The organism is Acinetobacter sp. SH024 (assembly GCF_000163635.1).
Lineage (GTDB): Bacteria > Pseudomonadota > Gammaproteobacteria > Pseudomonadales > Moraxellaceae > Acinetobacter > Acinetobacter pittii.
This window is the reverse complement of sequence record NZ_GG753600.1, coordinates 175,576-200,917: the sequence shown is the minus strand read 5'-3', so window position 1 is coordinate 200,917 and position 25,342 is coordinate 175,576. Positions and strand designations below refer to the sequence as shown.

Genomic DNA, 25,342 nt, shown 5'->3' with positions numbered 1-25,342 from the left:
AATTAAGTAACTTATATATTGATTTTAAATTTCAATAGTTAGAATTATCTTTTTACATGGTATTCAAAAAGATAAACAAGGTGCTAAAGCCTTTGTACGTTCAGGCTTGTTAAATGAATATAGTAAAAAGAACTTTTTCAGTGTTGCTGTATCTATGAGTGGATACGGTGAGTCATCTGGAAAATCAGATTTTTGTGGTAAAGCCTCACAAAATAATCTTGTACAAGCCATTAATTTTGCTCGATCACAGCCACATGTGGACCCAAACAAAGTTGCAGTAGTTGGTATTAGCTGTGGTGCGTCTATAGCAAATGTTGTAGCTAATTTAGGCAAGATAAATGCCTTGATTTTGATATCGGGATTTTATGATTTTAAAGCTATGTATGCTCAGTGGAGTTCTAACAGTAGAACACTGCCATTAAATGTAATGAAAGAAATAAATGAATCCATTAGTGCTGAAAAAAACATAGAAACTGCATCCGCAGCTAGATCATCGCTACCGATTTCGTCTCAATATCCACCTACTCTTATATTGGTTGGCAGCCAAGACCCAATTGTTGACCCAAGGCAAAGTATTCAGCTACATCAATTACTCGACCTTAAAGATATTCCAAACACCCTAGAACTTATTCAAGATGCTAAACATCCTATGCCTGCTAATGTGTGGAAAACTAAAAGTGATTCATTTTTGGAAGAGACTTTTAATATAGAAATTAAGTGATAAATGGGCTGCTCTGTAGATACCTTATATCAGCCCTCAACCAAGCCTCTTATAATAAATAGCTGTGCCGTCGTAGTTCTCATTTGAGCTTAATACGAAAGAGGATCCCTCTTTTAGGGCCAATTGGTAATTAAAGACAAAAATATTTTTAATATTTTTCTAATAAAACACTCTAAATTTTATATATCAATAGCTTGCATCAAAAAATGTATATCTATTTATTATGCAGTATATTAATTATACTGCAATCTTCTAATTAATATATAAAGGAGAAACATGAGCTCAAATCCAACAATTAAATCTCACCAAGAATTACTAAGTTTATCGGGTTATGAAGAAAACTTAACAATAACCCCATTAAACTTTTCTAAAGTGATTGCAGAATACGAAATAAGAGATGCAGAACTAAAATGTTGCTTAACTGATGAACATGGTAAATGTGGTCAAGGCCACTTCCATGGGTATGTAATCGCATTGAATGACGGTTCTTTAAGTATAATGGGCAAAGACTGCGCCCAGAATAAATTTCAAGCTCATGAAAATGTAATGAGTAGTATTAGGCTATTCAAGAAGACAAAAGAAGCTGAATCCAAATTAGGGCGAGTACAAGATTATCTTGATAGAAAAGATGAATATATCCAACGAATTAAAGATTTAGAGGAATTAATTAAGAGTGTACATAGTGGATATGCAAGATTAAATTTTGAATTGGGTGAAGATGTAATAAAAGAGCTAAATCGCCGTTATAAAGCACAAAAACCAAATATTTTAGTCAAAACATTTAGGGTAGAACTTGAAGAAGATGATGAAGAAAGATTAATTTACCAAGCAACCCATAAAATTGGACATATTCCCCATTTATCTCTTTTTGATAAAAGAGAGCTTGATATCCCTGATAGAAAAGTAAAATGGTTAAATGAAGCTTTAAGAGATGCAGTAAAACTTTTTGACCAAATAATCGATGGTCAGGAATTTAGTCCTGCTGAATTAAGACGAAAAACGGGAGCAATATTAGCTCAACTAGATTCACTGGATAGATTTGAAAATGATCTCAAACAAACACTTAAGGAGATTGAGAACTTTTTTACCACAGATCCAATAAGTTTATGTTATTTAACTGATGGGCATAGGATGCAATCACGTATGGCTGAATATACTATGCGTTTTAGAGGCATAAGCGATAAAACTTCTGCAGTATTCTTAAGACAAGTTGAAATTCATTTTTGCACTAAATTAAGATGTGACCGCATAAGAGCAGATGAAGCCGGAAGTTATTGGTAATTACTTTAAAAAATATTAAATAATTTCGAGTTTTATACAATAAAAAAGTTGGCCAATACTGCGCCATTTGGCCAACTTTAACTGACAGCTACAAAAGTAAATTCAAGGATATAAGCTAAGATAATAGTTTTTAATAAAAAGGTGGTATGAATTAAAGTACCATAAATCAGGATATTAATTTAGTTTTATGAAATCACAAATGAAAGAAATTGAAAAATATGTTGGATATTATTTGCTTGTATATATTTGTGTTCTTATAGTTTGCGGATTTTTTCAGTATATGACTATATGTCAAGGAAAGTCTTTACAATGCAATTTTAGTATAGATGGTATAAATAAAATTCTAACTATAACAGCAACTATTTTAACGCCTATCATTGCTATTATTGGTTTTTTATTATGGCGTAATCAGGAAACATATAAGAAGTCTCAACAACTTATAGAGTTAATTTTAGACAAAACACGTGAATTACATACCAGTTGGCATAAAAGCCGAGAATATGATGGGTTTAGCCTATTTCAACACTACTGTGCAAGGAGAATTATAGGAACTGATTATTCAGAAAACTTAGAATCTTTCCAAAAGATAATTAAAAAAATGAAAAAAATATGCTTATTTTCAGTGACTTAATATTCTTGATTGATAAGCTTTTTCATGAAACTAACTTAGACTTTTCAAAACTAGATAAAATAATTGAAAATGTGGGTATCACTTTAGAAAAAAACATTGAAGATTTATATGACTTTCAGCTTCATCTGGACCAAACTAAATATGGTGAAGACCCACTCTTGATAAAATCAGAAATTGAAATGCGTCAAATTTGCGACAAATTAGATAATTACTGCAATCACTTTATGGGAAGAAAAAAGGAAGAAACTAAATATGATTATACTAAAGAAATTAATGACACGATTTTGAAAATAAGTAGAGAAGTTATAAGACTTAAGAAAGAAATTTAAAGATAAAAGCCCTCCTTAGAGGGCTTTTATAGTTGGTTGAAGCCGCCTACTCAAAATTATTCCCCCTCACCCCATCCCCCTCAAAAACACCTCAACCACTCTCTCATCAACTTCATCGGAGCTTAAACGCTGAATGATGGCGCCTTCGATCATATATAAAAATAATTTGGCATCGGTAAAAGAAGCATCGGGGTTAAGTGCTCTAAGCAGACTATATATTTCATTGATGAGCCATGTTCTATATCGCACGGCAGTTATGTACGCTTTTGGATGGGTTAGTTTTGTTTCAAAAATAGCTTTAAATAATAAGTAATACAGCCCGTCTAGGTTTGCATGTAAAAAATAGAGCTTTTTGAGTTTATCGGCTGCGCTTGTGCTGCGATCATATTCAACCACTGAAACCACTTTTTCTTTTAATCGTTCTTTTTGCACAATCAAGCAGATTTCTATCAACCGTTCTTTAGAGTGAAAGTAGTTATAAAAAGTCGCTTTGGTCACTTCACACTCTTTCACAAGTCTGTCGATGCCGACCAGATGAAACCCGTTATAGTGAAATAATTCAATTGATTTATTTACGACTTGTACTGCACGTGTTGGGAGAACTATTTTTGGCATATTTTTACCGTTATAAAATTATTGTTGTATGTAAATGAGATATAAAAACCGCTGTCTTTTGGGAGAAAAAAGGCATAGCAAAGCCATGAAGACTGTGCGCAGCACATCTCAAGTTTTAATTGTCTGAGTTTTGAGTAATAACGAGCTAAAGCCTGAAAAAACCTTACGGCGATCAAGCTGCGTTAAATGTTTTAAGCTGTGTTGTTATAGCTTTTGGCAATGGCTGCCAAGAAATGATGAATGTACAAAGCCAACTCCTTATATATGGAGTTCTGCCAAAGCATTAGAATTATGGTGGCAGAACGAAAGAGGGTTGACAGACTGGTAGGACTCCAGCACACACAAAGGTGTCCCTCTCCCGTCCTACCGCTACGGGAGGGAACGAGAAGTACACACAAAACTATTCCTCGGAAGGAATAATCCCGATGCGGTCCTATAGCAGTCTGTCAAAACTGCCTGGCAATGTAGGCCAGAAGCCAAATGTTAATCTTCAATATTTAAGGTGTCAATGTGAAATTGGCTAGAAATTATTTAAATAATTATTGTTTTTCATTTAATTACATAATTAAGGAAATTCTTAAGTAATATTTTTAATCTACCCTTATATCATTAAGTTAAAGTTTAAAATTTCAAAAACTTAAAGTCTGAATTGTCCTAACTCAACTAAAAATGAATAAATAAAAAGAGACACTACTGTTATTAAGGGATGTTTTTAAGAGTCGCTATCCAGTATAAAATTATGACTTAAGCGTCCCATCTCACAAATTAGGCCGTGTCATATACTTAAAGTAATAAGAGCAAAAAATGACTCAAAATAAAGTTGAATTAGCAGAGAAATTATCAAAAGAATCGCATCAAGGTCAAAAGTATGGTCCTCATGATTACTTTGATTACCATATTAAAGGTGTGGTCAACTCATTAATTGAGCACCAATTTTCAGAAGTTTATATTATTACCGCCCTTCTCCACGATAGCGTTGAAGACACACCCCTTACGCTAGACAAAATCGAAAGTTTATTCGGAAAAGAAGTCCGTGATGCCGTTGATGCATTAACTAAACGGGAAACGGAAACACGCGAAGAATATTTAATTCGTTGTGGTTTGAATCCGATCGCTCGAGTCGTAAAACTTCATGATGCAGCCTTTAATGCGCATAACTCACATAAGGAAAATAATCAATCACGTGTAGATTATTATCTTCAAACCATGTTAGCTGTTTCAACGGCGCAAGATAGGTTGGGGTAAAAGACAACGAAATGAATCCGTTGCCTTTTTATTTTTAAGATTGTGCAAATGCCCAAATATCTTTTGAGGCAACCGTGTCAGATACCAGTCTAAAACTCATAGGCTCTAAGTCTTCATCTACCACAACATAACCTTTCGAATTATTTTTTAGCGCATCACACTTATTATCGGTCAGTTGATAGTTTGCAGTATTCGCTAATGCACTTTCAGTAATAACACCTGTAAATACACAATTTGAGTCTTTCGAGACAATTTTGCCTTGTGCATTGACCTCGGCATTTACCGTTGTTCCATCTGGAAACGATAAATCGTAATTGCCGACCAATTGATTCAGCGTAATTTTCTGATCATCAATTTTTTCATAATGTGCCAATTCAACGGTCATCGCTTGGTTAGACTGATTGCTCTGCCAAGCTTTGTTTTTTGCGTCATAGCTCATCACAATTTTGGCACGGTTTTCGTCATCATCTAAAACCAATAATTTAGAACCGTCAGCGCCAGAATAGTATTTGCCCGCCATAGGCAACTCTTGATCAGTTTCGGTACTAATAATATAAGTTCCGACATCTAAGCTCGGAGCCAGTGCAGGTTTTTCAGTTGAGACTTGGTCATCATGATCATTGTCATTACAAGCCGCCAATCCAAGCCCAAGAAGTAAAACCAACAAACAACGTTTCATGGTCTTTCTCCCTTACTTGTTAAATAGGCTTTTTAAACGAATTTTGAGCCATTCTTGAGCTGCTGGTCGCTGATCGTAAGCAACTTGCATTGCAGTCACAGCAATTTTGCTTTGCATGACGGCGCTTTCATCCGACATTTGCGCAGCGGTTGGAGCCGATGGTGCCGCATCAATACCTAAACCAAATTGGTTATTGCCTTTATTGTCTTTGGTCACTTGGAATTTCAGTTTATATAAGTCATACGTCCCAATTTTTGAAAAAGCAAAAGGTGTGCTGGTTGTTAAATTTTTAGGGAAATTCACATTTAAGGTAATGCCTTTTGGCAACAATTGGCCCTTGCCTGCCTTGGCTTGTAATTCTTTTAATAACACTACGGTTTGTTTTGCCACAATTGCGGAGTTAGGGTTGTTTAAAGTTTTGTCATCTACCGTGTTGGTATCTGCACTTAAGGCAATTGATGGAATGCCGCGGCCTGCCGAAAACTGTACATTGCCAATCGTGCCAGAGTGCACAACGACTTTTCCGACATTTTGACCTTCATTCGGGCCAGATAAAACTAAGTCTGGCGCTTTACCCCAGCGTTTGGGCGCAACCACATCTAGTCCATAAACTGTTGCCATGACTGGTGTACCATGCGCGTAGTTCCAGTCGCCATTGGTATAACCCGCTTTGGTAAAGATTCCAGCAGCAGGTGCACCAATTGGTGCAGCGCCGTTGTGACAACCGTTTTCGGCCGCAATTTGCTTATCGTTATCCGCGGTAATCGTCGTTGAGCTGTACATTACGATTGCGCCACCACGACCACTTTGTGGTGAACACGGCACAGACACAAGCACGTTATGACCATTTGCTTTTAATTCATCATAGAGTGTTTTGACATTACTGGTTAGACCGTCATCGTTAACCAATAAAATATTTAACGCAAAAGCTGGAGTTGTACACAAAGACAGAATAAGACCGCCCAATAAACTTTTTTTCATCACTTAACTACCATGTTCTTAAATTTCGATTTGTATAGTAGTTGCGCTATATGTACGTTTAGTGACTACGCATCAATAAAAATTAAAATACTTTTCCATTAAAAATTAAATAATTATATTATAAATTATTGCTATATTTTCTTTTATAAACTGACCTTCAACTTCATCACTCATATTCAAAATGACAAAACCCACTCTCGTGGGCTTCATTCAAAGTATCACTTCAAGCTTTAAATTAAATACGTCCAACCTCTAAATATGGAATCAAGTTTTTATCAAAATGTGGTCTTGGGTCGCCTTCATAACTAATAAAACCATGCATTCCTGTTAAGCGTTCGCCTTTATAAAACTGGTTTAACTGATAGCGCGGGTCTTTATGGGAAAGCGTAAAGCTCACCACACCAACGCCCTGCTGTTTTGATTTGTTATAGGCATCTTCGAGCATTTTATGATGCAAAGCCAAATCTTCTGGATGGCACATAAGCGTATGTAACACATGGTACTGAATCGAGTCACCGAGTTTAGGCAAGCGCATGCCCTTAGTTAACGGAGTTAATAAGTTATAAACAGGTCTAAAAATTCCAATGACTGAGCTGTAATGTAAAATTTTGGTTTGCTTAATACTGTGTTGATCCCACAAACCAAACATGCCCACCAGTTTTTCACCCTTAAAATAAAGTGAAAAGTCTGAGAGTTTTATCCCTAAAAAATACTGATGCTCTTGAGCCAGTTCTTCAAAGTTATAGGCAGGAATAAAGTTATAAAACTCTGCCATGTCGGCAATAAACTGGTTCATAGCCTCTACGTGCTGAGCTTCGGCGACACAACTATGGATCTCTTGAAGATCAATCTGTTTATCAACTTGCTTTAAAAAAGCCGTGATTTTTCTTTTTGTGCCTAAGTCAGTCAGACTTAGTGTTTCGATGAGTCCTTCATCATAATAATCGGGCATTCCCGTTTTACCCGTTTGTATAGCTGCACGTGCGGCATGGTTATCATCAAAAATAATCATTTGGCTATAGTTCGGTTCATGCATGGTCTGTTTTACATGCTTAGCCAAAACCTTCACCAGTGATTTACCACGGTAGTTGTGATCTACCCGCAAATCACCCGCATAGCGTAAGTTTTGAATGTTCCGATCGACATAACACGGGCGGTAACCATTGCTATAACAAGCGAGCTTCTTTTGGCTTTCAGTGTCTTCAATCACGACATGTAATTTATGTCGATAGACAATGTCGGACGCTCTAAAATAGCTCGGTTCGCGCTGAAAGCTAATTTGTATGCCTTTGGTGGTCATGGGTACAGCGATTAAATCTCGCAAAGCTTCGTCATCTGCCAAAGTTGCTTCACGGGTAATGAGAGTGCTGTCACCAAGTGGTGGATTTGTTTTATTCATTATTCACCTATTGTGCGGTCTGGACGGGAACCAAACTGTTTAAACGTCCCATTTGGTCGAGTAGCTGATAGACAAACACCACTTCGTCTTGGTCATTTACGGTTTTTTGGGTTTGTACATCGAGTAGCTTTTGCTCTGTATTAAGCAAATCAAATGTCGTTTTGGTGCCAACATCAAACTCTTTACGTGTGTAGACAAAGGCAATAGACGCAGCCTCTATGGCATTTGCCAATGCTTCTTTATTTTGTCGAATGGTTTGAAGCTGCGCATAGGTCGTACGGGTACGCTTATTTAAGTCTAGTTCAAGACTTCGTATTTTCTGATGAGCCAGATCGATATCTGCCTGTGCTTTTTTGACATTGGCGCGATTTAAACCATCATCATAGAGCGGTACATTAAGTTGTACCCCGACCATATAGTTATTACTTTCCGAACCAATATAACTCGCTTCATCTTGCTTTCCGGCACGACTGGTCAGCATGACTGTTGGCCAGAGTTCCCGTTTAGTTAAAGCATATTGTTTTTCGGCAGCTTGCTTTTCGTATTTACTGCGCATTAAAGCTGGATGGTTTTTGGTTTGCGCCAAAATTTCATCTAAGCTCGCGGGAATAGCGGGTAGCTGTTTAATGGCGACAAGGTTATCAGGCGTTACACCTGTCACTTGATAAAACTGGGCTTCACTTACAGTTAAGTTAGATTGAGCTTGTGTAATATCGGCTTGGCCTTGTGCGACTTGCGCCAAAACCTGAGCCAAGTCTGCACGGGTAATCATACCCACGTCAAAACGGCGCTTCGACTCATATAAAGACCGTTGCAGGTTTGCCATAGTCTTTTGTCTGAGTTCTAAAATGGCTTTCTTTTTTAATACGTCGGTATAGACCATTACGGTATTTAAAATGGTTTCCGACCGTTGATCTGATAAACCTTGGTTTTGTGCAGAAAGCTGACTTTCGGCAATATCTATTCCTAAACGGTGTCGACCAGAGGTATAAATCGGATAATCTGCCTGCAATTGCAAACTTTGTCCTTTACGGTTTCCTTCGGTTGGAAATAGGACGTGTGAAGGCGTATCTATTCTTTCATAGTCCAGTTGGCCGACTAAATTGACTTTAAGTCCATCACGCTGTTTAGCTTGCTCAAGCATAGCGGTGGACTGATTCACACTTAAACGGCTCACTTCAAGCTGACTTTCATGCCTTAAACTGGCATATAAAGCCTCGTCTAAAGTCATGGCATGTGTGTTCGACACCAACAACACGCCTAGACACAAGGCGTGTCGAAGTGTTAAAAACCGAGAGTTAAATGGCTTCATCCCTTTCATAGTTGTTCCAAACTATTGAGGGTGACTTTTTTGAGTGGCTCAGGCTTGATATTACCTTCGATAATGCCATCAAACATGACCAGTTTTTTATAGGCATTCCAGCCATTATTGGCTTGGCGAATTTGAGGCTGGTCGAGCTGCCCCAAGTTTCGTGCAAGTTCGTAGTGGAAGTTTTGACGCAAAATACTATCGATATATTCATTGCTAATGCTGTGATGAATTTCACCTTCAAAAAGCACGCAATAAAATGGTTTAACCTGTTGCTGCGTATCAATTGCGAGTAAAGAAATCGCTTTCGATTCGGTTTCATTTAACTGTGACAATAATTGCTGAGCGGTTTCAGGTGCGAGTTTTTCACCGACCAGATCTACCCCAAAACGACGGCCTTGGAACTCAAAACACGGAATTTGCTCTATAAAGCCAGTAACGAGTAAGCAATCATCCAAACAGTAGCGAAGTAAGCCATTACCCGAAGTAATGAGCGGGCTGACCACATCACCTTGTTTAAGCTGCCACGACGGAATGATTTGCCCTTGTTTATCGCCTTCTAAATATTCAAATTCATAGAAGTGACTTTGGTAGGCCAATGGGTATTGGTCATTATAGGGAATAGTCACTACACCTTCCGTCGCCCATAGTCCTTTACCTTCAAACTGAACACTGGGCAATTTCTCTTTTAATTTCTCCGCCCAAGCTTTTGAACCTGCGGTGTCCCAACTCGAAACCAGACTTAACTTTGGCCAGAGCTTTTTAAAGTCGATCTGTGTGCCGTTTGAACTTGCAATTAAGGCTTGAGCACTTTCAGAGCTACGCGGTGCAGTCACTTCTTTTAATGAAGCCTGACGGTTACCCCATGAACCACTTTGTAAAACCTCAATCACGTCTTGTTGTAGCAACTCCAAACGTTCCAGCAATTGCAGCGCGAAAGTTGGACTCCACACCGAAATCATGGCTAAGTTACGGTTCGCCACCAAGTAGCAAATGGTGGCAAACAGTGCATCGTCAGCATTTGCTGCAAAGGCAACATTACTTGGAACCGCTTGAGTAAACTTAGATAAAATTCGCTTGCCTACACCAAGTAGCGCACTATCATCATTTAGGTTTTTGTCTTTTAAAACTTCACGCTGGCTTTCAGGTAACCACGACACCGACCAGTAGTGTGTGCCCGAACTCAACTGTGGGCATTTACGGTATAAACTCGCCATCCACGGCGCAATTGCATGGTCAAGTTCATCTAAAAATAACTTGGTGTATGGAATAAACTTGATTTGCTCACTCGAACCACTGGTCGGCTGGAAACGAACTAACTTACTGCTAGATAGTGAAAGCTTTTGTTCACGGTAACGCTGAATGTCTTCTCGCCATGCACCGTAACGTGTTGCAGGAAATACTTTTACAAACTGCTCATAGTTTTGAACTTTCTTATCTTTAGCAAAGGTCGAAGTCTGTAATATCGAATGCAAAATTTGACGTTGCGTGGTCTCTAAGGCATTAAATTGTTTTTGAAAATTACGGTCAGATGCATCACACCATTTTTTTAAAATCAGATGCGAACCCAAAGTTAGCCATTCATTAGTTTTCATTGGATGGCCTCTCTACGTTTTGTTTTATGGGTTACGCATGCTTCAAACTTTCCTTTACTGGTCGGTTTAGTCATCAGCTTTACGGGGAAACGGGCTATGTCTTTCCATCCAAGACGGCCAATACACGGTAGTTCTGTGCCAGCTTTCCATGTCGGATTTTTTTGCTCAAAGAAATGAATATTTGGGTTTTTCTCTCTCATTTCGGCAGTAATTGGTGCGACTTCACCTTTTAATGGTTGATAGTCATCGCCAAAATTTAAAAGGCCAGCTTCACGGTCGTAGTACTCCCCAAAGAATTTTTCACAGTAGTGCTCAACGACTTCCGAAAGATGCTGGTTTTCGTCTTTAATATTTGGGTAATAGACATAGTAGTTATTGGCGAGCAGTAAGTAGGTTTTATAACCTTTAGAAATGAGGAGCCAATAGAGTTCGTTAAATGGATATTTGATTCGAAGCTTAATCATGAGCTTGAGCATGGTACTTTGTAAGCTACGCGTGCCCCAGAACTTCTTCAAAATAACCGTGTCACCGCTAAACAACACGGTGTAGTCCTTACCGTTTAAGTAGAAATGCTGCACCACCACAGTCGAGAAACCGACAATCTCATCTGTTTCAGAGTCAAAAATTAAGATCGCACCGCTTTTATTTTGGAAATCATCTACGAAAATAGAAAATCTCGTATTTTCATAATACTGTTCGTAAATGGAATACATCACTTTTAATCGCTCAGTATCGATTTGCTCTTTTTCAAAATATTGACCATAAGTCGTGTTTTTCAGGTTCAATTTTGAAATTAGTTTATACGTTGTATTAATCATAATCCTTTAACCTTCCACCTCTAATTTGTGAGTTCCCCGATCTCATCAACCGATTTTTAGAAAACTCAGATCAATGTTCTTTTTCTATGAAGGGATACGTTTTGATATGCCCTATTGTTTTTCATTCTTTGAAAGCTGCCTTTATTTTTAAATATCTACATATTCATTTTCTTCCCCCGATCCATAAAGATAGTTAAAAATGCGGTCACAAACATAATGATTGCGAGCATGCGTAATAGATCATTAAAGCTCGATGTCAGAGCCTGAAAATGAATGTCGCGGTAAATCACACTGAGCGCGATTTGCTGGGCATTTGAGCCAACTTCTTGATATTGCGCCGTGAGTTGGTCGAGTCGTTCTGTAAATATCCAGTTTTGCGGTGTCATCGACTGATTAATCTGGGTGACATGTAGCGCAGTTAGCCAGTCTAAAGATGAGTTAATGAGAGCTAGTCCAACCGCACCGCCGATATTACGCATCAGGTTATAAATACCGCTGGCATCAGCCACTTTACTCAGCGGCAAAGTACTCATGGCTAAATGCGACACCACAATCAGGCAAATCATGAGACCAATACCACGGTAAATTTGCGGCCAAAACATAAAGTCGTAATCGCTATGAATGCTCAAATGTGAATTGAGCCAAACACCAAAGCCCGCCAGAATCATTCCAACAAATACGGTTTTTCGGGTATCGAAATTGGGAATAAGCCATGCAAGAAATGGCGCAAAGCAGAACATGACAATGCCTGTCACCATCATGACGTGACCAATTTGGCTACTATTCATTTCACGGACTTGCCCAAGAAATACGGGAATCATGTAACCCAAGCCATAGAGCGCCATGCCAATCACAAACGTTGTGATTGCACTTAAGGTAAAGTTTTTATTTTTAAATACGGATAAATCGAGCAAAGGTTTAGGCTGGGTAAAACTTCTAGAAAAGAAAATCATGCCGCCCACAACGCAGATCATGAAAGCAATACGAACACCTGTGTCTGCAAGCCAGTCATGTCGTGCGCCTTCATCAAGGAAATATTCAAGTCCACCCAAAAACATCGCCATACCGACTAGACTGAACCAGTCCATACTTTTGATGAGTGAATAGTTGGCACGATCGATATTGGGGCCTGAGTAAATGACTGTAGCAATGATGATGCCCGGAATAATATTAATCAGGAACATCCAGTGCCACGAAAAGTTATTAGTGAGCCAACCGCCAATGGTGGGGCCAATCGCAGGCCCTAAAGTACTGATCATGCCAAACATAACCAATGGCAATGAACGTTTTGGTTCTGGAAAAAGTAAGTACAAGGCAGTCATGGAAGTCGGAATCATGCCGCCGCCCATAAAGCCTTGAATGCCACGGAACACCAGTAAAATTTCTAAGTTCCATGCCAAGGCACAAAGTAACGAACTGACCGTAAAACCAATTGCACAGATGGTGTAATACACCCGTGTTGAAAGCACCCGCGAGACAATACTCGACATTGGAATTGCAATAATCTCGGCAATTAAATAAACCGTTTGCACCCAAGTGACTTCGTAACGACTTGCGCTCATGCCAGCTTGAACTTCGTTTAGAGAACTCGCCACAATCTGAATATCAAGAATCGCCATGAAGTTACCAAAAATCATGGCAGCAAAAATTGCCCATGCAGTTTTTGCTGGGAATCTCCACTCGGCCTCAAGGTGCTTATTCATTGGTTATTACCTAAAATTTTATTATTAAGTTCTTAGGTCAACGGTGGCACTCACCGACATTCCAGGTTTTATCAAATCAATATGTGGGCTTGAATCTATGGCAATACGTACAGGAATACGCTGAACAACCTTGTTAAAGTTGCCTGTGGCATTGTCTGGTGGCATAAGTGAGAAAGTCGCGCCTGAAGCTGGTGAAAAGCTCTCAATTTTTCCGCTATAGGTCAGGCTTGGGTAAGCATCAAGTTTTAATTCAACTTTCTGCCCAATATGCATTTTTTCAATTTGGGTTTCTTTGAAGTTTGCTTGTACATACAAACTATTTTCAGGAATGATCGCCATTAAGCGGGTTTGCGGAGAAACACGTGAACCTTTCTGGATTGCAAGGCTACCGATCTTACCGTTTACAGGGCTGACCACCTTTGATGAAGCCAAATCGACCTGATACAGGTTTAAGTTTGCATTGGCACTTTGAATATCTGCTAGAAGCTGCGCTCGACTCGCTTGTAAACTCCCCAACTGAGCTTCTGCCGCATTTACGGCGGCTTGCGCTTTGCTGAGTTGAGCTTGCGCCGTTAAATATTGAGACTGTACCCCTTCAAAGTTTTGTCGGGTAATCACCCCATCTTTTAATAAATCTTGATAACGCTCAAACTCTTTTCTTAAACGAGTTAAATCAGCTTGTGCTGCCACTACGCCACTATGAGCTTCAATAATTGAAGACTTGGCAGACTTTTCATTTTGTTGTTGTACACCCAGTGCAGCTTCTTTCAAGCTAACTACTGAACGAGCTTGATCATAACGAGCTTGATAATCGCGGTGATCTAATACTGCTAAAGTTTCCCCTTTTTTTACTACCTGATTATCATTAATTAATAATTCCATCACTTCGCCCGAAATCTTTGGCATCACCCACGTGACATCGGCTTGCACATAAGCATTATCCGTAGATTGATAGAATCGATATATAAAAAAATAATATAAAATACCAGCAACTAAAAATAACAGCAGGACACTAAAAACACCCCAAGTTATTTTCTTTCGACTTTGGAAATTAGTATCAGTTTCTAGCTGAGCTACGTTATCCATATTCATTCCGCTTATTTGTAATATTCGATTTTTTATTTAAGCCAATAAAATTATTGGTTTCTTTTTTACGTAACTTTTCACTTGGTTTTATTCAATGAATCGTGACAGCGTAAAATTTGGTGCAAATTATGGTTCTTAAGTGAATTAAATATCATTGACCTATTTGCCAGATATTTTTTCTATTTATGTCAATAAAACATATTATATAAACTATATTAAAAAATTATGTAATTCTAATTTGTGGAGATTTTTGGTTAAAAAAATCTCAAAAAAACAAAGATAAGTATTTGTTAATAAATAATTTATAAGAATAGTAACAAATAGAGATATATGTTTGAATAGAGTGATTTATTTCACTAACATTAAAAATAAGTTTTATTATGTAATCATTAAGTATTATTAATTAAAACAATATTTAATTTAAAAATGAGTTAACAATCAAAGTTGTTATACTTATAAATATAAAATATATATAAGTTATAAATATTATATTTTTCAAAAATAACAATATCCATAAAATAAATAAACGATATTTTTGATAAATAAGTCATCCTGATGACTAAAATGACTTATATTTTCCAGATAAAATAATTTCAAACCCTTTTTTAAAAGCCGAACAAACCTTTAAAAATAGTGGTTTAAGTGATCTTTTACTTATATAAACCCTTAAAAATTTCTTCTAAAGTTATTCCAAATGAAAACCCACTCATTGAGTGGGCTTTTTATTACTAACCGTTTTGCCTGAGGTGATCTTGGAACTCTTGGTCGTGTATTTTGTTGTAATTAACAGGGTCGTAAACGCATCCAGTTAAAACAACAATTACAGTAAGTACAGCAACCAATTTTTTCATTGAGACAGCCTTTCCTTTAACGCAAAAGATTTGCTTTAAGTATACTCCTAGGTGATCACTTTGATTGGACATAATTAAGGCAATCGATTGTTATTTTTAAATTATTGCCGTGCTTTAGCCTATCATTGATTTTTTAACAAATTCAAATCACGGGTTAGTACAGAACTTAAGCTTCTGTTGCTAAATACCAGTTTTTCCAAGAACTGGTCCCTCTCGTTTCAAGTGGTACCGTTGGAATCAATTTCTCTTTTAGTATTTCAGTTTGTGCAACTGCTTTTGCAAGTCTTGCTTTGACTGAGTGAATACATTCACGGTCACCAAATTCACAGCGGTCTAAAGTTGTTCCGCCACAGGGCCCATTGGCTAAACCTTTTGGACACGTTTCAGGGCAAATATATAAAGTATCGCTTAGGCGACACTGACCACAGCTTTCACAACCGACTAGGCTATGTTTACTCAGCACTTCTGTTTTAATTAATACTTTAGCTACTAAAGAGTTTTCCCAAAAGGACGCTTTAAAAATAAACCGTCCAACGCCTTTAGCAATTTTTGATCCAAACATTGCTTCATGCATAACATGCAATTGGCGATATTTAATTAATTGTTTAGACGTTGGCTGACGTGAAAAACGCGTAATTTCAGGGATAAACTCTTTGCCTGTCTTGACTTGCCAAAGTGAACTCCAAAGCTCTTCTAAGGCCTTAAGGTTAAGATGTCTGTATTGCTCGATGTAACTTTCAAGCAGCATTTGCTCTTCTGGCTTATGACAAGCAGATAAATGAATACCCGCAAATCCTAAGTGTTTACATATTAAAATCTGTAAAGCGCAGCGCAAATAAACACGGTCTGTATGCCCTGCCTGTTTTTCCTCTGCCAAGACTTTTAGCATGTGTGGAGTAATCACAATACCTGCCACTTTATGCTTTACCATGTAGTTAGCACGGCCTAAAGTCAGTGGCATGACGCAAGCCAGTATTTGCTGCGAATAATCATGCTTGGTTAAAAATGATTTGGCTTGTTTTAAGGCTTCAATGTCATAGCCCAATTGGGTAATGATAAAGTCAGCACCTGCTTTAATCTTCTTATGCAGTTTTAAATACTGTGCATCACGCTCAGCTTCGACATATTTAAACGGATTAAAGGCAACGCCAATACGAAAACCACCATGTTGCTTAGCTGCCATTACGGCGTTTACCGACTCTAGGTAACGACTACGAGGCTGACCATCTCGACCATTATGATGCTCTTTAAGTTTATCGCCTGTAAGCAATAACAAGTTTTGAATATTGGCAGACTTGGCTTGTTCTAAAAAGAGCTCGAAGTCTTGTATGTCTCGGGCCTTACCTGAAAAGTGTAAGACTTTATCAATTATGTCAGGATAACTTTTACTGGCTTCAAGCGGCGCAATATCATGATCTGAATGTACACGATCTGCCAATGTCATTGCAGCCGGATACCCTGCAAACTCATGTCTTACAGGATAAATTTCATGTAGTGAAGTGAGGTATTCCACCAACACAAAAAACTGGTTTTGCTGGAAGCAGGGAGAAATGTGTGACATAGGCAAAGCGCTGATCAAAACATGACATCAATCATAAGCGCGGCATTATAAATCAAAAGTGCATTAAGATGCGCTAGTCAGAAAGCTCATTGTTTTGCTTGCCTTCACCCTCTTTATTTCTAGGTAATTCGAGTGAACGAGGAAATATAAAATCAAAAGAATCGAGTGCATAGCGGTAAAGCTGAGCTGGTCGTTTGCCTACAATTTTACTGTGGTTGGTTTCTTCAACTGCGCCTGCTTCTATCATACGGCGTCTAAACGCTTTTTTATCTAAGGATTGTCCAAGAATAATTTCATAAATAGTCTGTAGCTCGGTCAGTGTAAATAACTCGGGCATGAGACTAGCTGGCAATGCGGTATAGCGAGTTTTACTGGTTAAACGCTCTAAAGCTAAGCTGAGCAATTCATTATGATCAAACGCCAATGCTAAATCTTTTGCTTTTGCTACAGGCACCCATTCACTGTATTCAGCCAAAGCTTGGTGTTGATAGGCATTAAAATCGATTAATGCAAAATACAAAATGGTTACTGCCCAGCCACGCGGGTCACGTTTGGCATTGCCCACAGAGGCAACTTGTTCCAAATAAGGTGAACTAATTCCTGTTTTTTCGACCAGCTTACGATATGCAGTAGCCATCAAATCTTGATCGTGCTTTAAATCGGCAAAACCACCCGGTAAAGCCCATTGGTCTTTAGCTGGAAAGTTGGGCCGCTTAATGAGTAATACCTGCAACTGACCATTAAATACCGAGAAAATAGCCATATCGACAGTGAGTAAAGGTGCGTCATAATCTCGGCGATCATAACTGGCAAGGAATTCTTGTTCAGTTTGAATAGTCACGTTCAGTCTCTCAATGAAAATGATGAGCCGATACTCATGCAACGGCTCATCTAAACTCAGTTATGCGATGGATAAACGCTCACGTATTTGATCCAAAGTACACTCATATTGAAGTTTACCATTTTCAAAGACTGTTTTTAGCGCTCCACCTTGTTCTTGTTCGGCTGTTTGCTCATCAAACAAGGTAAAGCCATTTAAACTTCCTTCGATGCGTAAAAGACCTTTCGCAGATTTTTTCACACCTGAGTCAGTAATTGGATCTTTAAACAGCTCTCGCCCTACACCATTTACCTGCCCCCAAGTCGCTTTAACAGCAAACCCAAAGGTGTCGCGAGTTAAGTAGTTATAGGTAAAGCTACCTATACCAAACACCAAGTTGTTTGAAGCAAAGCCTTTGGCTTCAAGTCCTTCTAAAATACGCTGTGCGCGATCTAGGGTAATTGAGTCACCGTAAATTAAACCGACACGCTCATTCAATACTTTATAGCCTTGGTCTGTGGTTGTACCGCCAAACACTTCCCATAAACATTCAACCGCGCCTTTATAAGCTGGGCTGCCGACTTCGGCGTCTGGGTCACCACAAATAATTTTGACAGGATCACCAGAGTCAGGACGGAAAACTAATTTAGCCAAACCTAAAGCATTCGGTTGTCTTGCCAAAATTTCAGATTTTAAAGCCACTGTAAACTCGGTAATCACTCGCCAAAAGTCCCAAGTATCAGACACAATACTGACAACACCCGACGGATAAAGCTCACAGATTAAACGCTTAAATGTTTCTAGCTCACTGTCTTCTGTACCCATACACATCACACTGTGTTCGGTCGCTGGTACAGATACCCCAACAACACCTGTTGCATTGTAATATTCTTCGGCATAGTCGATTGAAGCAACCGAGTCTGTTCCAATAAAACTGGTTAAGTGACCCACACCAGACTGAGCAGCATCATAAACTCCACTCATGCCACGGCTACTAAAATCGTGTCCTTGCACAGGCACAAAATCGAGTGGTGCGCCAGTTTTTACGGCATATTGTGTTAATAAGCGTTTGTATTCATAGGCAATTGTGGCCGTAGTACAGCTTTTCCAAAGCTCAGCACTTAATACGGTTTCAATATAGTTAGTTAACCAAAAGAAACGCGGGTCAGTGTTAATCACGGTAAGTACAGGTACACGCATATTGACGCGGCTACCTTCTGGCAATGCTTTAATGCGCAATGGTAAATAACCCAAGTCGTGTAACGCTTCAATGTGATCAACAGGTACAGCACCTTCACCTAATGAGCTATCCATACGGCGTTTATATGCTGCCACTACCTTGTCTTTAGGTTGTTTGAAAAAGCCTTCATTCCATGTATCGATTAAAAAGTGTTTGATAAAACCCTGAAGTCCAAAGAACACAACTTTATCGTCGAAGTCAGGTAACATCTTGGCGAGCCGAGATGAACGCGGCGTAAAGTTTGCGTATACGTACTCTGTACCTGCTGGATACTGACGTCTGTGATCGGCTTTATAAAAATCGATAGCGTTTAATGGATTAAGTTTAATCGTCATCTTTGTTCTCTTTATTCTGCTGCAAAAGCAATTACTGAAATTTTGTCTGATGGTTGTTGTGAAAAGCTGTCCGAGGTAAATAGCTGGTCAAGCAGCCCATCAAAAACCTCTATTCCTTTACTAAAAATACCGTGGGTCACATATAGAACGACCTTAGTGCAATTGAGACGACGCAGTTCTTTGGCAATACCAATAAAGGTTGCACCGCCGTCACAAATATCATCGGTAATGACCGCTGTTAGACCCGATAAATCAGTCGCATGTACATGCGTACCTAAAATTTTTCCAGTCACTGGATCACGTTTTTTATCGCACTGAACAATAGTGATTGGTTGTTTGCGCTCGCCATTAAAAGCACTTGCAACCATTTGTGTGCGTGCTTTTGCACCTTTGTCTGGGCAAATCAGTACTGTTTTTTCATCTTTTAACAATGTGCTCAGCGCTTCACTCTTTGCGATAATGTCGACTGAACTGATGTTTACAACTTCACTAAAAGAAGTATTGGCAGCAAGTAATGCTGTTGTTACTTCACTATGGCAGTCCCAAACAGTCACCTTGCCTTGTTTGCCCGCTTTTTTGTCAGCATTGATGTTGAGTAACTTGGTCATCACATCAAGTGAGAACGCTTGGCCTACTGCACAAATACGGTCCTGACGGGCGTATGGAAAATATGGAATTTCTAAGTCAATGGTTAAGCCTTGATTTAGCAATATATTTTCAAGTAACAAATAGTCCATCACATCATGACTTGAGGTCATTTTGGCGCGAACCAATACGTTGCCAGATAGTGAGTTCAATGTTTTCTCATCAATTTGAACATGACGCTCGCCACCAGAAAACTGCGTGAATTTCACTGGAATTTCATTTCTTGCCGCATCTAAAAGCTGGATAGCCATATCATTCTCTTTTTGTCTGATGACCTTCGATGAATATATAGTGGCATAAAGCCACTATATATTGCAAGTCTAATTTTTAAACTTTTTCAAAGCCATTTAAGAAATAAAATTTACAGTTTTAGAGCATTTAGAGATTTGTTATTTAAGAAAATTATTCTTTAAACAATTGAAATAAAAAATTAATTTACTAAAAGCATGACGAGTAGAACTATTATTTAAAGTAGCGGATACAACTTTGCACGCCATAAATCAGGTAGTTTTGAAATAAATTCTTCTAACAAACTATAAAGATTTACTCATATGAATGGTGTCATAGGTATCGATCCATTCCCGTTTAATAACGTCAAAGCCTTGAAGCCGCCAAAACTCTTCAGCCGCCGGTAAAAATGGATGAGTATGCAAATAGAAACTAGTAATAGCATGGTTTTTGGCATGGCTAAACAACATGTTGCATAGCTGAGTTGCGATGCCATTACGGCGATATTCAGGCAATACAAATAATTTAACCACCTCAACCGTATTAAGCGGCAAATCTAAATCAAAGCGATGGTCATAAGCCCGATATGCAATCGTGCCAATAATGCGGTTTTGGTCTTTTACTGTAATGAAACAACCCAATCGGTCATGGACATAAAATTGTTCAAAATTTTTTAAATCTCTGGGAATGTGCCCATGATAAATTTCTGGAAATAAGAGCTGCCTTGTATAAAGCGCAAACTCTACCGCAGAATCATAGTCTATTTTTCCCACTACCTGATAATTCAACATATTCATAACCAAGAATGATCAGGTATCACAATCGTTTTGTCTTGAATCATGGCTTCATGGAACTCAACATCGTAGACACTTTTTAAAAACTTCGGATCGGTTATTCGTGTTTTTGACTCAGGTTTAGCCACTTCGTGTTGGCGCATAAAAAACAGATGATCTGCAAATAAAAAAGCTAAATTGGGATCATGCATAATCGCAATCACCGTAAAATCTTGCCGCGACAACTGACGCAATTTTTTCATTAAATAAGACTGATAATAAACATCGAGATGGTTGGTTGGTTCATCGAGCAAAATAACTTTTGGGGCTTGCACTAAAATACGGGCAATCATGACCAATTGTCTTTCGCCACCCGATAGCTCGGTATAAGGTCGGTCACGTAAATGCTCAATGTCTAAATCAAGCAAAGCTTGGTCTACACGTTCCCAGTCTGATTTTGAAGGACGATATCGGCTAAAAGCAGCACGTCCGGTAATCACTACATCTTTAACCAAAAATGGGAATACGGTTTTATGAAACTGCGGTAAAAAGCCGAGCAATGCAGCCCGATCTTTCCCTTTAAAGTCCGATAGTAGTTTTCCAGAGTAACGAATCAAGCCATCTTTTACAGGTTCTAGGCCCGCCATCAATTTAAAAAGTGTCGATTTTCCGCAACCATTACGCCCTAAAATCACTGAAAACTGATTTTCAGGAAATTCCAGATGAATGTTTTTGAGAACCTGTTTGTGCCCATAGGCATAATTTAACTGATCAATTTGAATCATGCCCAATGAGTCCTCTGTGTTTTCATTAATAATAAGAAAAATGGCGCGCCAAGTAACATGGTAAAAATACCAATTGGTATTTCAAACGTCAGTAAAACCCGAGAAAAGTTATCAATCATGAGTAGAAAACTACCGCCCAATACCATATTGGCAGGAATGCTGTAGCGATGATCTGGTCCAACCAACATTCTCACAATATGCGGCATAAAGAGCCCATATAGACTAATAATACCTGCCGCAGCCACAGAAGTTGAGGTACATACAGTCACTAGCGCAATTAAAAGAAGTTGTTCCCACCTTGGGTTAACACCCACGGCCTGCGCTTCTTCAGCACCGAGTGCCATTAGGTTTAGGCGCCAACGCATCGCAAATAATCCAGCAAGACCAATACAAATAGGCAGCACGGCATATTGAACCTTTTGCCAAGACGCCTGATGTAAGTTGCCCATGGTCCATTGCACAATCGCTTGTAATTTAAATGGATCACTTAAGTATTGAATAACCGTAAGACCTGCCAAAAACAGCCCCGAAACAATCATACCCGATAAAATTACCATCACTAAAGACGTCTGGCTTTCATGTTTTTGATGCGCAAATAAATACGTTAAGGCAACAGCACAAACGCCAAAAATAAAAGCAGAGAGATTGGGCGAAAGCCAACTTAAAGAAAGTGCCAAAGCTGCACCAAACGCGGCACCAGATGAAATACCAAGTACATACGAGTCGACCAAGGGATTACGAAACAAGGCCTGCAAGCCATTACCCGCAGTTGCTAATGCAGCTCCCACCATAAAAGTCAGTAAAATTCTGGGTAATCTGACATTGACCAGAATGTTTTGCATCAGTCCAAATTGTTCCGCATCAAAATATGGTGTACCAAAAACTGCTTGTACAACCCACCGCAAATAGTCCCATGCACTCAATGTCTGCGTTGGGCCTATGAGCAACGAGATAAAAATCATCACGAACGGTAAGGGGTAAAACCAATAATATTTCAGCTTTTCCATATTTATTGCACCAACGCTTTGGCAAGTTGCTCACCATACAACTTAGTTAAAATACGCTGTTGTAAAGCACTTACAGATAAATCGGAGTTTTCGGGATAAATACTATGATTCAAATAAATCGCCGTAATAATAATTTTGATGGTGTGTGGGTTATATATAAATGCAGGACTCAAATTAAATACCTTACAGTTTTGTACGGCACTTAAGCCTTGTAATTCTTTTCGTTCATAAATCAGTTTTGGGTTTGTATTCCAAAGCACAATATTGTCAGGATTCCATTCAATTAAAGTCTCGGGGTTTACATTGGGTTGATTCGTATTGGTCTGAACAATGTTGTAAGCACCCGCTAGCTCAATAAAATCATTGGTAATCGACTGACGTCCCGAGGTAGAAAAAATTCGTCCACCAGACCAAGCATAGTAAATCGATTGTTTATTTGGCTGACGTGCCGTTTTGGCTGCAACCTCCGCCACAATTTCATCAGAAAAATTTAAAATTTCCTGAGCTCGCTTTTGGGCCCCGCTCAGAATAGCAATTTCAGAAAGTTCTTCTTTTACTTGTTGGTAGGTACTGGACTCCATGACATATACAGCAATGCCAAACTGCCGCAACAGTTCAATCGTTTGAGTCTGCCCGCTTCCTACAATCACCAGATCAGGTTTTAACAACACAAGACTTTCAATATTGGTTGCATTTGCCCCTTGTGAAGGCGTCGCAAGCTGCTTATTGGCGATACGCTTATCTATTTTTGAATAGGCATTAAATAATAAAGGCTGGATGTACACTTCGGCTGGTATGCCAATCACTTTATGACCTTGCCCTAGCATATATAAGCCATCTAAACCCGACTCAAACAAAGAAACAATTCTTTGGGCGGGTTTGGCTACACAGACTTTTGTATTTGTACTATCAAAGACACATATTGAATGGGCTGCTAACTTTTCTTGCGCTTTACCACTTTGTTCAGATGAAGAACATCCACATAGAATGAGTAAAGTGAGTAATGAAGCGAATAACTTCATTACGGCATGCCTTGCACGAATACAGTGCAAAATAAAAAGACGTGTCTATTTGGTGCATTTTTCATGTAAAAAAAACACCATAAGGGAGCAAGACGGTTTGAATCATGGTTAATACAGCGGTCAAATTAAATGTAATAGCTAAGATATTAAAGAGTAAGCAAAAAAAACGCCAAATTTACCAAGTAATAAAAACTATTTAATTATTAGGCCAAAAGTTTACAAGGTGGCTAATCAAATAATTTAATAATGGCTACAGCTCAATCAACATTAAAATAAATAACTCGTTATAATCCAGCCAAAAATCTGATAGACATTATCTTCCGATTCTGATCCAATCATCTTTCTGGCGTAGTCTTTACCGTTTAATTCATATTTATGCCGGTATTTTTATTGCACCATTTATCTTGTTCGCAGCAATCACTGGTTTACTCTATGCAATTACACCACAATTTGAACAAGCCATTTATAAAGATGTTCTATATATTGAGCCACTGAATCAAACACCACATAAGCTGAGCCAGCAAATTGAAGCCGCAAAGCAAGTAATGCCTAAGTCTGCACAGGTGATTGAAGTTAGACCAGCTCCAAGCTCTGATCAAACAACTCGTGTAATATTTTCAGACCCTATCCACGATTTTATAAGTGAAGCCGTTTTTATTGATCCTTTTACACTTAAAGCTCAAGGTCATCTAGCGGTTTATGGTACGAGCGGGGTTCTACCGTTTCGAACTACGCTCGACCAGTTACATAGTAATTTATTACTAGGAAAATGGGGCCGCTTTTATAGTGAACTGGCAGCAAGCTGGTTAGCTATTTTGACTTTAACTGGGCTATATAATTGGTGGAAACGGCGTCAAAATCTTAAAATCAGACAGACACAAAAAAATAAATTACTAAGATGGCATAGTACGCTTGGTTTAACTTTATTTCCTCTCTTATTAATAATCGCCGTTACAGGTCTTACATGGTCTGAGTGGGCTGGAGATAATATTCGAGTTGCTCGTCAGTGGCTTAACTGGCAAACACCAACATTAGCAACTTCTCTTCAAACAGATAATTTACCTACAGTGATGCACCATGAACATCACGAAATGCCTCATAGTGAAAATCTTAATTTAAATATTGTCTCTACTGAGTACGATACTGCTCTTTCAATCGCCAGAGCACATGGCATTGATGCAACACAAATACAAATCAAACCACCAACCAGTGGAAATCAAGCCTGGACTGTGGCCGAAATTCAGCGCAAATGGCCAACTCAAGCAGACAGTATCGCAATTGATATGGAACAACACAAAGTCATCGATCAACTTGCTTTTAAAGATTATTCACTAGTGGCAAAACTCACTCGTTGGGGAGTTGATGCGCATATTGGGGTTTTATTTGGCTGGATAAATCAATTAGTACTGGCTCTTTATGCTTTCGCACTCTGTATTATGATTATTTACGGATATAGTGCTGCGTTTAAAAACTCGAATTTAAAACTCATGACAACTCACTTTGTTGGTCAAAGTCTATTAATTTGGAACCGTGCAACTGGCTCACAAAAAATATGGTTAATATTGGTGGGAATCGTGTTAGGGCTAAGCTTACCTGTTTTTGGTTTTAGTATTTTATTTACGCTGTTTATCTTTGCTATGCGTAAATATATTCCGTCTAAATCGTAAATCTTGCTAAAAAGGA

23 protein-coding genes and 1 pseudogene are annotated in these 25,342 nt (G+C 38.6%); 6 read left to right on the top strand and 18 right to left on the bottom strand.

Features of this window, described 5'->3' with window-relative positions; translation table 11 throughout:
- Positions 1-43 precede the first annotated feature (43 nt).
- The 4 genes and pseudogenes from HMPREF0013_RS06880 to HMPREF0013_RS06865 all read left to right on the top strand — a co-directional run.
- Positions 44-721: pseudogene (locus HMPREF0013_RS06880) on the top strand (alpha/beta hydrolase family protein); the annotation flags it as partial.
- A 276-nt stretch (positions 722-997) separates the two neighbouring features.
- Entirely contained in the window at positions 998-2,002 is a 1,005-nt protein-coding gene (locus HMPREF0013_RS06875; protein ID WP_002113630.1) for a hypothetical protein, read from the top strand.
- Positions 2,003-2,201: 199 nt separating this feature from the next.
- A complete protein-coding gene (locus tag HMPREF0013_RS06870) occupies positions 2,202-2,633 on the top strand; it encodes a hypothetical protein (protein ID WP_225247869.1) in 432 nt (143 codons plus the stop codon).
- The gene (locus tag HMPREF0013_RS06865) at positions 2,612-2,962 is read left to right on the top strand and encodes a hypothetical protein (protein ID WP_002113799.1); all 351 of its coding nucleotides are present in this window, start codon (positions 2,612-2,614) and stop codon (positions 2,960-2,962) included. Before HMPREF0013_RS06870 ends, HMPREF0013_RS06865 begins: the two co-directional genes overlap by 22 nt.
- 66 nt (positions 2,963-3,028) lie before the next feature.
- Here the strand turns inward: HMPREF0013_RS06865 and HMPREF0013_RS06860 are convergent, their stop codons facing one another.
- On the bottom strand, positions 3,029-3,577 hold the full coding sequence (locus HMPREF0013_RS06860) for a TetR/AcrR family transcriptional regulator (protein ID WP_002113874.1): 549 nt from the start codon (positions 3,575-3,577) through the stop codon (positions 3,029-3,031).
- An 804-nt stretch (positions 3,578-4,381) separates the two neighbouring features.
- Between HMPREF0013_RS06860 and HMPREF0013_RS06855 the strand changes: the two genes are divergently transcribed.
- Positions 4,382-4,822 carry an HD domain-containing protein gene (locus tag HMPREF0013_RS06855; protein ID WP_002113589.1) on the top strand — a complete coding sequence of 147 codons (441 nt, stop codon included), beginning with the start codon at positions 4,382-4,384 and terminating at the stop codon, positions 4,820-4,822.
- A 34-nt stretch (positions 4,823-4,856) separates the two neighbouring features.
- Here the strand turns inward: HMPREF0013_RS06855 and HMPREF0013_RS06850 are convergent, their stop codons facing one another.
- From HMPREF0013_RS06850 to HMPREF0013_RS06770, 17 genes are all read right to left on the bottom strand, one after another.
- The gene (locus tag HMPREF0013_RS06850) at positions 4,857-5,501 is read right to left on the bottom strand and encodes a hypothetical protein (protein WP_002113665.1); all 645 of its coding nucleotides are present in this window, start codon (positions 5,499-5,501) and stop codon (positions 4,857-4,859) included.
- 12 nt (positions 5,502-5,513) lie between these two features.
- Complete coding sequence (locus HMPREF0013_RS06845) at positions 5,514-6,485, bottom strand: 5'/3'-nucleotidase SurE (protein ID WP_080549270.1); 972 nt, start codon at positions 6,483-6,485, stop codon at positions 5,514-5,516.
- A gap of 232 nt (positions 6,486-6,717) precedes the next feature.
- Positions 6,718-7,881 (bottom strand): hypothetical protein, encoded by a 1,164-nt coding sequence (locus HMPREF0013_RS06840; RefSeq protein ID WP_002113689.1) that lies wholly within the window; start codon positions 7,879-7,881, stop codon positions 6,718-6,720.
- 7 nt (positions 7,882-7,888) lie between these two features.
- Positions 7,889-9,202 (bottom strand): TolC family protein, encoded by a 1,314-nt coding sequence (locus HMPREF0013_RS06835; protein WP_002113547.1) that lies wholly within the window; start codon positions 9,200-9,202, stop codon positions 7,889-7,891.
- The gene (locus HMPREF0013_RS06830) at positions 9,199-10,785 is read right to left on the bottom strand and encodes a GH3 family domain-containing protein (RefSeq protein WP_002113605.1); all 1,587 of its coding nucleotides are present in this window, start codon (positions 10,783-10,785) and stop codon (positions 9,199-9,201) included. Before HMPREF0013_RS06830 ends, HMPREF0013_RS06835 begins: the two co-directional genes overlap by 4 nt.
- Positions 10,782-11,570 carry a hypothetical protein gene (locus HMPREF0013_RS06825; RefSeq protein ID WP_170248859.1) on the bottom strand — a complete coding sequence of 263 codons (789 nt, stop codon included), beginning with the start codon at positions 11,568-11,570 and terminating at the stop codon, positions 10,782-10,784. Before HMPREF0013_RS06825 ends, HMPREF0013_RS06830 begins: the two co-directional genes overlap by 4 nt.
- A 188-nt stretch (positions 11,571-11,758) precedes the next feature.
- Positions 11,759-13,306, bottom strand: coding sequence for a DHA2 family efflux MFS transporter permease subunit (locus tag HMPREF0013_RS06820; protein ID WP_002113612.1), 1,548 nt, complete (start codon positions 13,304-13,306; stop codon positions 11,759-11,761).
- Positions 13,307-13,330: 24 nt separating this feature from the next.
- Complete coding sequence (locus tag HMPREF0013_RS06815) at positions 13,331-14,392, bottom strand: HlyD family secretion protein (RefSeq protein ID WP_002113588.1); 1,062 nt, start codon at positions 14,390-14,392, stop codon at positions 13,331-13,333.
- 728 nt (positions 14,393-15,120) lie between these two features.
- Positions 15,121-15,243, bottom strand: coding sequence for a hypothetical protein (locus HMPREF0013_RS25400; protein WP_000737387.1), 123 nt, complete (start codon positions 15,241-15,243; stop codon positions 15,121-15,123).
- A gap of 166 nt (positions 15,244-15,409) precedes the next feature.
- Complete coding sequence (locus HMPREF0013_RS06805; RefSeq protein WP_025464087.1) at positions 15,410-16,804, bottom strand: methylenetetrahydrofolate reductase C-terminal domain-containing protein; 1,395 nt, start codon at positions 16,802-16,804, stop codon at positions 15,410-15,412.
- A 73-nt stretch (positions 16,805-16,877) separates the two neighbouring features.
- The gene (locus HMPREF0013_RS06800; protein WP_002113660.1) at positions 16,878-17,645 is read right to left on the bottom strand and encodes an NUDIX hydrolase; all 768 of its coding nucleotides are present in this window, start codon (positions 17,643-17,645) and stop codon (positions 16,878-16,880) included.
- A gap of 60 nt (positions 17,646-17,705) precedes the next feature.
- Positions 17,706-19,199: a nicotinate phosphoribosyltransferase gene (locus tag HMPREF0013_RS06795; protein ID WP_002113840.1), complete on the bottom strand. Its 1,494-nt coding sequence runs from the start codon at positions 19,197-19,199 to the stop codon at positions 17,706-17,708.
- An 11-nt stretch (positions 19,200-19,210) separates the two neighbouring features.
- Positions 19,211-20,095, bottom strand: a complete 885-nt coding sequence (locus tag HMPREF0013_RS06790) for a phosphoribosyltransferase family protein (protein WP_002113624.1) — start codon at positions 20,093-20,095, stop codon at positions 19,211-19,213.
- A gap of 282 nt (positions 20,096-20,377) precedes the next feature.
- Positions 20,378-20,869: a GNAT family N-acetyltransferase gene (locus HMPREF0013_RS06785; RefSeq protein WP_031944134.1), complete on the bottom strand. Its 492-nt coding sequence runs from the start codon at positions 20,867-20,869 to the stop codon at positions 20,378-20,380.
- A complete protein-coding gene (locus HMPREF0013_RS06780; protein ID WP_002113824.1) occupies positions 20,866-21,630 on the bottom strand; it encodes an ABC transporter ATP-binding protein in 765 nt (254 codons plus the stop codon). Before HMPREF0013_RS06780 ends, HMPREF0013_RS06785 begins: the two co-directional genes overlap by 4 nt.
- Positions 21,627-22,637, bottom strand: a complete 1,011-nt coding sequence (locus tag HMPREF0013_RS06775; RefSeq protein ID WP_002113573.1) for a FecCD family ABC transporter permease — start codon at positions 22,635-22,637, stop codon at positions 21,627-21,629. Before HMPREF0013_RS06775 ends, HMPREF0013_RS06780 begins: the two co-directional genes overlap by 4 nt.
- A 2-nt stretch (positions 22,638-22,639) precedes the next feature.
- The gene (locus HMPREF0013_RS06770) at positions 22,640-23,659 is read right to left on the bottom strand and encodes an ABC transporter substrate-binding protein (RefSeq protein WP_002113766.1); all 1,020 of its coding nucleotides are present in this window, start codon (positions 23,657-23,659) and stop codon (positions 22,640-22,642) included.
- Positions 23,660-23,982: 323 nt separating this feature from the next.
- Between HMPREF0013_RS06770 and HMPREF0013_RS06765 the strand changes: the two genes are divergently transcribed.
- The gene (locus tag HMPREF0013_RS06765) at positions 23,983-25,326 is read left to right on the top strand and encodes a PepSY-associated TM helix domain-containing protein (protein ID WP_019767776.1); all 1,344 of its coding nucleotides are present in this window, start codon (positions 23,983-23,985) and stop codon (positions 25,324-25,326) included.
- Positions 25,327-25,342 lie beyond the last annotated feature (16 nt).

What these genes read in the sequence shown, in the direction of transcription:
- HMPREF0013_RS06865 (WP_002113799.1), top strand. Translation starts at nt 2,612, where the DNA reads ATGCTTATTTTCAGTGACTTAATATTCTTGATTGATAAGCTTTTTCAT.
- HMPREF0013_RS06870 (WP_225247869.1), top strand. Translation starts at nt 2,202, where the DNA reads ATGAAAGAAATTGAAAAATATGTTGGATATTATTTGCTTGTATATATT.
- HMPREF0013_RS06860 (WP_002113874.1), bottom strand. Translation starts at nt 3,577, where the DNA reads ATGCCAAAAATAGTTCTCCCAACACGTGCAGTACAAGTCGTAAATAAA.
- HMPREF0013_RS25400 (WP_000737387.1), bottom strand. Translation starts at nt 15,243, where the DNA reads ATGAAAAAATTGGTTGCTGTACTTACTGTAATTGTTGTTTTAACTGGA.
- HMPREF0013_RS06785 (WP_031944134.1), bottom strand. Translation starts at nt 20,869, where the DNA reads ATGAATATGTTGAATTATCAGGTAGTGGGAAAAATAGACTATGATTCT.
- HMPREF0013_RS06780 (WP_002113824.1), bottom strand. Translation starts at nt 21,630, where the DNA reads ATGATTCAAATTGATCAGTTAAATTATGCCTATGGGCACAAACAGGTT.
- HMPREF0013_RS06835 (WP_002113547.1), bottom strand. Translation starts at nt 9,202, where the DNA reads ATGAAAGGGATGAAGCCATTTAACTCTCGGTTTTTAACACTTCGACAC.
- HMPREF0013_RS06815 (WP_002113588.1), bottom strand. Translation starts at nt 14,392, where the DNA reads ATGGATAACGTAGCTCAGCTAGAAACTGATACTAATTTCCAAAGTCGA.
- HMPREF0013_RS06795 (WP_002113840.1), bottom strand. Translation starts at nt 19,199, where the DNA reads ATGACGATTAAACTTAATCCATTAAACGCTATCGATTTTTATAAAGCC.
- HMPREF0013_RS06875 (WP_002113630.1), top strand. Translation starts at nt 998, where the DNA reads ATGAGCTCAAATCCAACAATTAAATCTCACCAAGAATTACTAAGTTTA.
- HMPREF0013_RS06820 (WP_002113612.1), bottom strand. Translation starts at nt 13,306, where the DNA reads ATGAATAAGCACCTTGAGGCCGAGTGGAGATTCCCAGCAAAAACTGCA.
- HMPREF0013_RS06840 (WP_002113689.1), bottom strand. Translation starts at nt 7,881, where the DNA reads ATGAATAAAACAAATCCACCACTTGGTGACAGCACTCTCATTACCCGT.
- HMPREF0013_RS06775 (WP_002113573.1), bottom strand. Translation starts at nt 22,637, where the DNA reads ATGGAAAAGCTGAAATATTATTGGTTTTACCCCTTACCGTTCGTGATG.
- HMPREF0013_RS06855 (WP_002113589.1), top strand. Translation starts at nt 4,382, where the DNA reads ATGACTCAAAATAAAGTTGAATTAGCAGAGAAATTATCAAAAGAATCG.
- HMPREF0013_RS06770 (WP_002113766.1), bottom strand. Translation starts at nt 23,659, where the DNA reads ATGAAGTTATTCGCTTCATTACTCACTTTACTCATTCTATGTGGATGT.
- HMPREF0013_RS06830 (WP_002113605.1), bottom strand. Translation starts at nt 10,785, where the DNA reads ATGAAAACTAATGAATGGCTAACTTTGGGTTCGCATCTGATTTTAAAA.
- HMPREF0013_RS06850 (WP_002113665.1), bottom strand. Translation starts at nt 5,501, where the DNA reads ATGAAACGTTGTTTGTTGGTTTTACTTCTTGGGCTTGGATTGGCGGCT.
- HMPREF0013_RS06805 (WP_025464087.1), bottom strand. Translation starts at nt 16,804, where the DNA reads ATGTCACACATTTCTCCCTGCTTCCAGCAAAACCAGTTTTTTGTGTTG.
- HMPREF0013_RS06790 (WP_002113624.1), bottom strand. Translation starts at nt 20,095, where the DNA reads ATGGCTATCCAGCTTTTAGATGCGGCAAGAAATGAAATTCCAGTGAAA.